The 10,732-nt window shown below is 63.1% G+C and carries 9 protein-coding genes and 1 tRNA gene; 3 read left to right on the forward strand and 7 right to left on the reverse strand.

Annotated elements, in window-relative coordinates:
- Nucleotides 1-254 precede the first annotated feature (254 nt).
- The 7 genes from recJ to MESS2_RS19835 form a co-directional block, all read right to left on the reverse strand.
- Complete coding sequence (recJ, locus tag MESS2_RS19810) at nucleotides 255-2,039, reverse strand: single-stranded-DNA-specific exonuclease RecJ (protein ID WP_040593546.1); 1,785 nt, start codon at nucleotides 2,037-2,039, stop codon at nucleotides 255-257.
- Nucleotides 2,040-2,100: 61 nt separating this feature from the next.
- Nucleotides 2,101-3,084 (reverse strand): class II fructose-bisphosphatase, encoded by a 984-nt coding sequence (glpX, locus tag MESS2_RS19815; protein ID WP_008876207.1) that lies wholly within the window; start codon nucleotides 3,082-3,084, stop codon nucleotides 2,101-2,103.
- A gap of 235 nt (nucleotides 3,085-3,319) precedes the next feature.
- Nucleotides 3,320-3,487, reverse strand: coding sequence for a Thivi_2564 family membrane protein (locus MESS2_RS31270; RefSeq protein WP_008876208.1), 168 nt, complete (start codon nucleotides 3,485-3,487; stop codon nucleotides 3,320-3,322).
- A gap of 65 nt (nucleotides 3,488-3,552) precedes the next feature.
- Nucleotides 3,553-3,909 (reverse strand): hypothetical protein, encoded by a 357-nt coding sequence (locus tag MESS2_RS19820; RefSeq protein ID WP_008876209.1) that lies wholly within the window; start codon nucleotides 3,907-3,909, stop codon nucleotides 3,553-3,555.
- Nucleotides 3,910-3,995: 86 nt separating this feature from the next.
- Entirely contained in the window at nucleotides 3,996-5,309 is a 1,314-nt protein-coding gene (locus MESS2_RS19825; protein ID WP_008876210.1) for a homoserine dehydrogenase, read from the reverse strand.
- Between the two features lie 49 nt (nucleotides 5,310-5,358).
- Nucleotides 5,359-6,576, reverse strand: coding sequence for an LL-diaminopimelate aminotransferase (locus tag MESS2_RS19830; protein WP_008876211.1), 1,218 nt, complete (start codon nucleotides 6,574-6,576; stop codon nucleotides 5,359-5,361).
- A gap of 50 nt (nucleotides 6,577-6,626) precedes the next feature.
- A complete protein-coding gene (locus tag MESS2_RS19835) occupies nucleotides 6,627-7,019 on the reverse strand; it encodes a hypothetical protein (protein WP_040593544.1) in 393 nt (130 codons plus the stop codon).
- A gap of 97 nt (nucleotides 7,020-7,116) precedes the next feature.
- Between MESS2_RS19835 and phaC the strand changes: the two genes are divergently transcribed.
- From phaC to MESS2_RS19850, 3 genes are all read left to right on the forward strand, one after another.
- On the forward strand, nucleotides 7,117-8,952 hold the full coding sequence (gene phaC, locus MESS2_RS19840; protein ID WP_008876213.1) for a class I poly(R)-hydroxyalkanoic acid synthase: 1,836 nt from the start codon (nucleotides 7,117-7,119) through the stop codon (nucleotides 8,950-8,952).
- Nucleotides 8,953-9,290: 338 nt separating this feature from the next.
- On the forward strand, nucleotides 9,291-10,427 hold the full coding sequence (locus MESS2_RS19845; RefSeq protein ID WP_008876214.1) for a YcbK family protein: 1,137 nt from the start codon (nucleotides 9,291-9,293) through the stop codon (nucleotides 10,425-10,427).
- Nucleotides 10,428-10,628: 201 nt separating this feature from the next.
- Nucleotides 10,629-10,703 (forward strand) — tRNA-Glu (locus MESS2_RS19850).
- Nucleotides 10,704-10,732: the final 29 nt, after the last annotated feature.

Raw genomic sequence — 10,732 nt, forward strand, 5'->3', positions numbered from 1 at the left:
TGACGACTGTCCTAAGCAGGAGCGAAGCTCCGTAGCGGAGACCCTGGGATCCATGCCATAACCTTGATTGGAGAGTGCAGCGGAGCAAAATTCTGGACCGTTGCGACGCTCTGAAGTCACGGCATGGATCCTGGGGTCTGCGCCGCGTCGCTTCGCTCCTTGCTCCGCCCCAGGATGACGAAGCGATGGCCGTTTCAGCTAATCTCCAAAGCATGCGATCGCCTTCGCTAATGACGTAGGCCGCCTCACAACGCTCAAGCCAACGCGGCATCGATGATGCGGAACTGCACGGTGCGGTTGCCGTTCCAGTGATTGCCCGACAGCGAGCCGGCGACATGTACCGGCTTGCCCCTGTTCTTGAACAGGAATTCGCCGAGTGCGGTATCGACGGCGCGAAAGGCGATCGCCTGGATGCGGCCGCCGCTTTCCGACTGTAATTCGGCGCGGATGTGATTGGTGCCGACCGCCCGTGCATCGACCAGCCGGTGGCGCGGCAGCGCGAAAACCGGCGCGACATGCCCCGCGCCGAATGGACCCGCCTTCTCCAGCGCGTCGAGCAGGTCGAGCGTCGCGCCCTCGGCGGAGAGCGCCCCGTCGATGGCAAGGCTTTCCTCGTCCTGCAGCCGGAACACGTCCGCCGCCGCGCGTTCCTCGAAGAAGGCCCTGAGCACGCCGAGTTTCGCCCGCTCCACGGTGATGCCCGCAGCCATGCCATGGCCGCCGCCCTTGACGATCAGCCCGGCATCGGCCGCCTCGCGCACCAGCCGTCCCAGGTCGAAGCCGGACACCGAGCGGCCCGAACCCGTGCCGACGCCATTGGCGTTGAAGGCAATGGCGAAGGCTGGCCGGCGCGCATGGTCCTTGAGCCGCGAGGCAAGCAGGCCGACGATGCCGGGATGCCAATTGGAGCTGGCGGTGACGACAATGGCCGGACCATTGCCGCCGGCAAGCTCGGCATCGGCCTCGACGCGTGCCGCCGCCAGCATCTCCTGCTCCATCAACTGCCGCTCCTGATTGAGCCGGTCGAGCGTCTCGGCGATGGCGCCGGCCTCGACCGGATCGTCGGTCGCCAGCAAGCGGCTGCCAAGCGCTGCATCGCCGATGCGCCCGCCGGCATTGATGCGCGGACCGATCAGATAGGCAAGGTGGAAGTTGCTGATCGGCTCGCCGATGCGCGAGACCCGCGCCAGCGCCGCCAGCCCCTCGTTACGCTGCTGGCGCGCCATCTGCAGCCCTTTGACCACGAAGGCGCGGTTGACCCCGGTGAGCGGCACCACGTCGCAGACGGTCGCCAGCGCCACGAGATCTAGCAAGGCGAGCAGATCCGGCGGCATGGCGTCCGGCAACAGGCCGCGCAGGACCCTCGCCGTCTGCACCAGGCAGAGGAAGACGACACCAGCGGCGCAGAGATGGCCCTGGCCCGAAAGGTCGTCCTCGCGATTGGGATTGACCACCGCATCTGCAGCCGGCAACGGTCCGCCGACCTGATGGTGGTCGAGCACCACGACGTCGGCGCCGGCTTGCCTCGCCGCATCGATGGAAACGGCGCTGTTGGTGCCGCAATCGACAGTGACGATCAATGTCGCGCCCCGCGATACGAGTTCGCGCATGGCCTCCGGATTGGGGCCGTAACCTTCGAAGATACGGTCCGGTATGTAAATCTCCGACGGCACCGAAAAATGCGCGAGGAACCGCTTGAGCAGCGCCGACGAGGCCGCGCCGTCGACATCGTAGTCGCCGAAGATCGCCACCTTTTCCCTGGCCATGATGGCGCCGGCGATGCGGGCGGCGGCCTTGTCCATGTCGGTCAGCGAGACCGGGTCCGGCAAAAGATCGCGGATGGTCGGATCGAGGAACCGTTTGGTCTGCTCGGCAGTCACGCCGCGCCCGGCGAGGACGCGCGCGACGATGTCCGGCACGCCATGGCCTTGCGCGATGGCGAGCGCGGTCATGTCCTGCCGCTCGGTCAACCGGTGCTCCCAGGAGACACCGATGGCCGACTGCCTGACATCGAGGAAAATACGTCTTTCGCCCGTCACGCGACGCGCCGTCTGCAAAATTGTCATTTCTCACAATATGCGACGGCCAACCGAGTCGGTATCAAAACTTTTCCAGATCCTGATGGCGCGCCTTGATTTCGCGCACGGTTCGTGACGAGGAGCGCAGCACGATCGTATGCGTGGTGATGGAATTGCGGCCAAACTTGACGCCGGCCAGCATGTTGCCGTCAGTCACGCCAGTTGCCGCGAACAGCACATCGCCGCGCGCCATGTCCTGCGTGCGATAGACGCGCTTGGGATCGGAGATGCCCATCTTCGCCGCACGCGCCACTTTTTCCGGCGTGTCGAGGATCAGCCTTCCCTGCATCTGGCCACCGGTGCAACGCAACGCAGCCGCCGCCAGCACACCCTCCGGCGCCCCGCCGGTGCCGAGATAGATGTCGATGCCGGTCTCGTCCGGATCGGTGGTGTGGATGACGCCGGCGACGTCGCCGTCGCCGATCAGCCGGATCGCGGCGCCCGTGGCGCGCACGGCCTCGATCAACTTGCCATGGCGCGGCCGGTCGAGGATGCAAGCGGTGATCTCCGATATCGGCACACCCTTGGCCTTGGCCAGGCTGGCGATGTTTTCGGCCGGTGAGGCATCGATATCGACGACGCCGTCGGCGTAGCCCGGGCCAATGGCGATCTTATCCATGTAGACATCGGGCGCAAACAGCAGGCTGCCCTTTTCCGCGATCGCGATAACGGCCAGCGCATTGGGCAGGTTCTTGGCGCAGATCGTCGTGCCCTCCAGCGGGTCAAGCGCTATATCGACCGCCGGGCCTTTGCCGGAACCGACCTCTTCGCCGATATAGAGCATCGGCGCCTCGTCGCGCTCTCCCTCGCCGATCACCACCGTGCCCTTGATGGCGAGTCGGTTGAGTTCCTGGCGCATGGCATCGACCGCGACCTGGTCGGCGGCCTTTTCATCGCCACGTCCGCGCAACCTGGCGGCCGCGACCGCGGCGCGTTCGGTGACACGAACCAGTTCCATGGTGAGTATCCGGTCAAGACCGGCGACGATGTTCTGGGCCACATTCATCGGGGGGAAATCCTCGTTGTCACATTGCCTCCCGCCAGAGGCGCGCTCCTTTTCTCAAACGAGCATGACAAGGACAAGACCCGTTCGACGATTTCTCGAAAAGATAATAATATCAATCGATTGAAAGCATGATGAGACACACCGTGTGCGCTGGGCCGAACGTGTTTTGGTAGATGAAGTTTGCGCGGGCCGAGAAGCCCGGCGTTGGCCGCTCGCTGTTACGACTTTGGTTTGCCTAGAACACTGTGAGGTATTTCAGCAGCGAAACAATGCCGATGATGATGACGATGATCTGGGCGATCTGCCGCATCCTGGCGTCAAGCGGAAGACGCTGAACCAGATAGAGAACAAGGATGATCACCAAGAACGTGATCAGAATGCTTATCAACGTGGATGAAGCCACGGCGCCCTCCTGAAAATGACATGCAAAACCATATAGCCGGCGAAGCCTGCCTTCTCAAAATTGGATCAATACCATCGCCTCGGCGTGTCGTTCATGGCTTGCCCGACAGCCATTCCTGCCAGGAAGCCAAGCAGGCCGATCATGCCCACCAGTGCCGTTGTTGTGCCTGGATTTTCCCGCGCCGCTTCAGATACCGCATGGGCTTGAGTGCGCAATTGTTGCGCGGTTCGCGTCGCGCGAGCAGCAGCGCTGTCGTACGTTCCGGACGCCTGGTCCTCGGCATCGGCGACCAATTCGGCGCCGCGTTCCGAAATGCTCTTGTTGATCTTGGCGACCTCCTTGCGCAGGTCGGCGATCTGTTTTTCGAGCGCCTTCTGGATGTCATCGATGCTGGAGGTGTCAGGCTTCGATGCTTCGGCCATTGTGCGTTTCCTCGGGTTGCAGACCTGAGGAGAACGGCGCGAGCTGAAATTCGTTCCGATCGATCGCAGCCGCAACGTCCGGCTGATTAACCCGCCCGCTCGATGCGGATCACCTGCGGCTTGTCTGTCAGATGGCCATCCTTGGTGATGCCGTCGACGGCCTTGCGCACCGCAGCCTCCGTCGTCTCATGGGTGACGAGGATGACCGTCTTCTGGGCATCGGTTTCCGGCCCGGCGGCATGCTGCACGATCGATTCCAGCGAAATGTCGTTATCGGCCATGCGTTTGGCTATCGCGGCGAAGACGCCAATACGGTCATGCACGGTCAGCCGGATGAAATAACCGCCGGCATGGCTGCGCATCTGCGCCTTCTTGTAGGGTTTCAGCTCCTTCGTCGGCCGGCCGAAAACCGGACCGTGCTGGAAACCCGGCCGGCTCTTGGCGATGTCGGCAATATCGCCGATGACAGCCGAGGCGGTGGCGTTGCCGCCAGCGCCCGGACCGGAGAGCAGGAGCTCACCCAGAATATCGGTTTCGATCGCGACGGCATTGGTGACGCCATGCACCTGCGCAATGACCGAGGCCGTCGGCACCATGGTCGGATGCACCCGCTGTTCGATGCCGCTTTCCGTGCGCTGGGCGACGCCGAGCAGTTTTATCCGGTAGCCGAGATCGCCGGCGGCGCGGATGTCGGCCTGGCTGATGTTGGAGATGCCTTCCATATAGATGTCGGTGGCGGCGATTTTGGTGCCGAAGGCGAGGCTGGTCAGGATCGACAGCTTATGGGCGGTGTCGTGGCCCTCGATGTCGAAGGTCGGATCGGCCTCGGCATAACCCAGCCGTTGCGCATCCTTCAGGCAAGCGTCGAAGGACAGGCCCTCGGCCTCCATGCGGGTCAGGATATAATTGCAGGTGCCGTTGAGGATGCCGAAGACGCGCGTGATCGAGTTGCCGGCCATCGCCTCGCGCATCGTCTTGATGACCGGAATGCCGCCGGCCACCGCCGCCTCGTAGTTGAGCAGCACGCCCTTCTTTTCGGCGATCTCGGCAAGCTGCACGCCGTGCATGGCGAGCAGCGCCTTGTTGGCGGTCACCACATGGCGGCCGGCCTCGAGCGCCGCTTTCACCGACGACCGCGCGGCACCCTCGTCGCCGCCGATCAGTTCGACGAAGACGTCGATGTCGGCGGTCTGCGCCATCTTCGTTGCGTCGTCGAACCATTTGGCCGCGCCAAGATCGACGCCGCGGTCGCGCTTTGGATCGCGGGCCGAAACGGCCGACACGACGATGTCACGTCCGCACTGGCGCGTCAGTTCCGCCGCCTTATCGCGCAGTACGCGCACCACCGACGCGCCGACGGTGCCGAGACCGGCAATTCCAACACGCAACGCTTCAGCCATGTCCGGCGACGCCCCTCAAGAACTTGATCGATGTGATATCAGGCAAAACTCAGCGATGCGCGGCGAGCGGCACCACATTGTTGGGCTGCTTGGCGCTGGACGCCAGGAAGCGCTTGATGTTGCGCGCCGCCTGGCGGATCCGGTGCTCGTTCTCGACCAGCGCGATGCGCACATGATCGTCGCCATGCTCGCCGAAGCCGACACCCGGCGCCACCGCCACATCGGCGTGTTCGATCAGAAGCTTGGAGAATTCAAGCGAGCCGAGATGACGGAACGGCTCCGGGATCGGCGCCCAGGCGAACATCGACGCCGCCGGTGCCGGAATGGTCCAGCCGGCGCGGCTGAAGGCGTCGACCATGACGTCGCGGCGCTTGTGGTAGATGTCGCGCACTTCGGCGATGTCGGCGCCGTCGCCGTTCAGCGCGTGTGCGGCCGCCACCTGGATCGGCGTGAAGGCGCCGTAGTCGAGATAGGATTTTACACGCGTCAGCGCCGAGATCAGCCGTTCGTTGCCAACCGCGAAACCCATGCGCCAGCCGGGCATGGAAAAGGTCTTCGACATCGAGGTGAACTCGACCGCCACCTCGATCGCGCCTGGCACCTGCAGCACCGAGGGCGGCGGATTGCCGTCGAAATAGATTTCCGAATAGGCAAGGTCCGACAGGATGATGATGTCGTTCTTTTTGGCGAAGGCCACCACATCCCTGTAGAAATCGAGCGAGGCGACCAGCGCCGTCGGGTTCGACGGATAGTTGAGGATCAGCGCCAACGGCTTCGGGATCGAATGGCGGATGCCGCGTTCGAGCGCTGGAATGAAGCCGTCATCGGGCTCGACCTGCAGCGAGCGGATGACGCCGCCCGACATGATGAAACCGAAAGCATGAATCGGATAGGTCGGATTGGGGCACAGGATCACGTCGCCAGGTGCGGTGATCGCCTGCGCCATATTGGCGAAGCCTTCCTTCGAGCCCAGCGTCGCCACCACTTGCGTGTCTGCGTCGAGCTTCACGCCGAAACGGCGGGCATAGTAATTGGCCTGGGCGCGGCGCAGGCCCGGAATGCCGCGCGACGACGAATAACGATGCGTGCGCGGATCGCGAACGACCTCGCACAATTTGTCGACGATCGTCTTGGGCGTCGGCAGGTCCGGATTGCCCATGCCAAGGTCGATGATGTCGGCGCCGCGCGAGCGGGCGCTGGCCTTCAGCCGGTTGACCTGCTCGAAAACATAAGGCGGAAGCCGGCGGACCTTGTGAAATTCTTCCATGGCGGTTCCAGACAATTGGCAAAGATGGTTTTCGGTCGCGCGATATAGGCTTATTTGCAGTCAGGGTCGAGAGCGGGGTCGCAGTTGGCTCCGATCTGCTTCAGCGTATCGGGGCCGTGCTGCTTTGCCAGCGCGTTCAGCGTCGCCGGATTGGTCACCTTGACCGCTCCGCCCTTCGAGCCCTGCCCCTGCTCGTCAGCCTTCAACTGGGCGAGCTTGGCGTTCTTTTCCGCTTCGGTGAATTGCTCGGCCGCCACCTGCGGCGGAACGTTGAGGTTCGGATAGGTGCCGGTGTCTTTCGGCCCTTCGGCGGTCGCAACCGGCGTAGCGCCCTCGATGTTGGTGCTCGAACAGCCAGCGATCGCCAGCAAGACGACCGCCGTGCTGATGCGGCAAAAACGACCAGTGCCGGAAAAAACAGTTTCGCCAATATTAATTGTCATATTGTTTCCTTGGCATCCGGGGTAGAGCGCGTTGGACCCTGTCGGATGTCCCATGATAATATGTCAAGAAAACGCTTCGGGAGGAACCCCGCGCACCATGTCCAAAACACCCGATTCGGGCAAAGCGGAAGATGACCAGCCTTCGACCGTTGAGCAATATCTGGTGAAGGACCCGGAACGCTTCGCCTTGAACATGGCGCGCATGATCGAGCAGGCCGGCAAGGCGGCCTCCGCCTGGGCCGAGCCGCGCGAAAAGGGCGATGTGCGCGACCATGTCGCCGAGCCCGTCGTCGACATGGTGAAAACCTTCTCCAAGCTCAGCGAATACTGGCTTTCCGACCCGCAGCGGGCGCTCGAAGCGCAGACGCGGCTGTTTTCCGGCTATATGACCGTCTGGGCCAACGCCATCCAGCGCATCAGCGCCGAAGGCCAGGATGGCGACGACGCGGTCAAGCCCGAGCGCGGCGACAAGCGTTTCCAGGACCCCGAATGGGGCCGCAACGCTTTCTTCGATTTTTTGAAGCAGGCCTATCTCGTCACCTCGCGCTGGGCGGCCGAACTGGTCGATCACGCCGATGGCCTGGACGAGCACACCCGCCACAAGGCCAGCTTCTACGTCAAGCAGGTGTCCAACGCCATCTCGCCGTCGAATTTCATCCTGACCAACCCGGAACTGTTTCGCGAGACCATCGCCTCGAATGGTGAAAACCTGGTGCGCGGCATGAAGATGCTGGCCGAGGACATCGCCGCCGGCAAGGGCGACCTGAAACTGAGGCAAGCCGACTATTCGCCCTTCGAGATCGGCAAGAACCTCGCCACGACGCCCGGCAAGGTGGTGGGCCGCAGTGATGTCGCCGAGATCCTGCAATACGACCCGGTGACCGAGACCGTGCTCAAGCGGCCGCTTTTGATCTGCCCGCCATGGATCAACAAATTCTACATTCTCGATCTCAACCCGCAAAAATCCTTCATCCGCTGGGCGGTCGAGCAGGGCCATACCGTTTTCGTCATCTCCTGGATCAACCCGGATGAGCGGCACGGCACCAAGAGCTGGGAGGCCTATATCAGGGAGGGCCTGCAATACGGCCTCGACACGGTCGAGAAGGCTACCGGCGAAAAGCAAGTCAACGCTATCGGCTATTGCGTCGGCGGCACGCTTTTGGCGGCGGCGCTCGCACTGATGGCGCAGGAAGGCGACGACCGCATCAAATCGGCCACCTTCTTCACCACGCAGGTCGACTTCACCTATGCCGGCGACCTGAAAGTGTTCGTCGACGAGGAGCAGGTCGCGGCCGTCGAGAAGTCGATGAACGAGAAGGGCTATCTCGACGGCACCAAGATGGCGACTGCCTTCAACATGCTGCGCTCGGGCGACCTGATCTGGCCCTATGTCGTCAACAACTATATGCGCGGCAAGGATCCCCTGCCCTTCGACCTGCTCTACTGGAACGCCGATTCGACCCGCATGGGCGCCGCCAACCATTCCTTCTACCTGCGCAACTGCTATCTCGAGAACAATCTGTCGCAAGGCATGATGGAACTGGCCGGCCGCATGCTCTCGCTCGGTGACATCACCATCCCGGTCTACAATCTCGCCTCGAAGGAAGATCATATCGCGCCGGCTCTTTCGGTGTTCCTCGGCTCGAAATATTTCGGCGGCGAGGTCGAGTATGTCATGGCCGGCTCCGGCCACATCGCCGGCGTCGTCAACCCGCCGGCGGCGCAGAAATATCACTACTGGACGGGCGGCAAGCCGGTGGGTGACTTCGACCAGTGGGTTGCCAAGGCCACCGACCATCCCGGCTCATGGTGGCCGCACTGGCAACGCTGGGTCGAGGACAGGGACAACACCAGAGTCCCGGCCCGCAAACCCGGCAAGCATATGAAAACCTTGGGCGATGCTCCCGGCACCTATGTCAGGGTGCGCGTGTAACCTTCTGTAATGTGTGGTGAGTTGACGCGCCGCTAAAAGAGGGCGAAATGGTGCCGTCAACCCTCAAGCAGCCTCGATTCAGCTCTTGCCGTCGAATTACTTTCAGGCTTGCGGATTTGACACAGGTCTCGTTTCCGGTCGGGGGAACAGGAGCATTTCGGCGAGACGTCCAGACGCCGCGCCAATGACATACCGGTCGGACATCGAGGGGGAATTTTATTTTGAAATCAGCAGGATGGCGCCTCGCGAAGGGAGAAAGCCGCGCTATTGCAGCAGCGCTTTTTTCCGTGCTCCTGGCGTCCTGCACCTCCGCCGGTGACCCCACTTTGTCCGTCGGCATGCCGGGCTACGACGCCACATCAGCCGATATCAGCACCGCTTCCGGCGCCAACCAGGTCGCTGCTATCGATTCGTCGTCGCAAGTGACGACTTCACAAATGACGACGTCGGCCGAGGGCGACGCGGCCCTTCCGGAGCAGGTCGCCTACGTGCCGGTGGCCAGGCCGGGGGCGAAACCCGATGCCGGTTTCCCGGTTGCCGTTCCCGCGGGCGCCGAGACGATTGCAGGCCACACGCCGCAACCACTGGAGCAATCCGGGCAGACGGCCGAACAGGCTGGCGCGGCAGTGCAGAAGACACAAACGGCCGATGCGGCCGCGGCCGCGCCGAAACCGGAAGGTGCCGCTCCGGTCATGAACAATCCGGTCTATGTGACCGCCGGCGAGCCGCAGCCGCAAGCGCCGAAGAAAAGCTTCCTTGCCTCATTCTTCAGCGCCACGCCCGCCTCTGCCGCGCCGGCTCCGGTACTCAATACCAGGTCAGGCGAGCAACCCGCTGTTGCTCAGGCCGCCACCGCGCAGCCCAAGGCCGCCACGCCGCCACCGGCAAAGGCGGCTGTAACGCTGGCCTCGGCCACCCCGGCCGAAAAGCCGGTGCAACTGGCTTCGACCGACACCAGCAATTACACCAGCGACGCATTGCCTGGCGTGCGTCAGACGGCGTTGTTCGAGATCAAGCGCAAATCCGGCCTCGACGACGAGAGCGACGTCGATCTCAACGAGGACGAGGGTTCGGGCGGCTCCTATCAGGTAGCGTCCGCCGCCGGCCTTGCCCGGCTGGCGCCCAACGGTCTCCTCAAGCAGAACGAGAGCGTCGACGTCGCTTGCCTGAAACCATCGCTGGTCCGCGTGATGAAGACGATCGAGGGCCGCTACGGCAAGAAGATGGTGGTCACCTCGGGCTATCGCGATCCGGCCCGCAACCGCCGCGCCAATGGCGCCAAGAATTCGCTGCACATGTATTGCGCCGCCACCGACATTCAGGTTCCAGGCGTCTCGAAGTGGGAACTGGCGAGCTACATCCGCACCATGCCCGGCCGCGGCGGCGTCGGCACCTACTGCCATACCGAATCCGTTCACGTCGACGTCGGCCCGGAGCGGGACTGGAACTGGCGCTGCCGCCGGCGCGCCAACTAGTTCTCCTACGTGACGCCAACTTGTTTTCCTACGCAAAGGAAGTCCGCCGGACGCTGGCTGGGGTTGACGCGCGTTTGCGCTGAACGGGACCAATGCGCCGGAAAGATGCGGTTTACGGCCGGCCGAAAAAAGTTGTCGCAGGCAGCGGCAGACGGGTTGCCGGTTTCAAACAACGCAACTATAAACCGCTCACATCTGAGCGCGCCCATCGTCTAGCGGTCAGGACACCGCCCTTTCACGGCGGTAACAGGGGTTCGATTCCCCTTGGGCGTACCAGATAGATCAAGAACTTAGGACAGTCGTCA

Origin of the sequence: Mesorhizobium metallidurans STM 2683, assembly GCF_000350085.1 — a bacterium.
GTDB classification, from domain to species: Bacteria; Pseudomonadota; Alphaproteobacteria; order Rhizobiales; family Rhizobiaceae; genus Mesorhizobium; species Mesorhizobium metallidurans.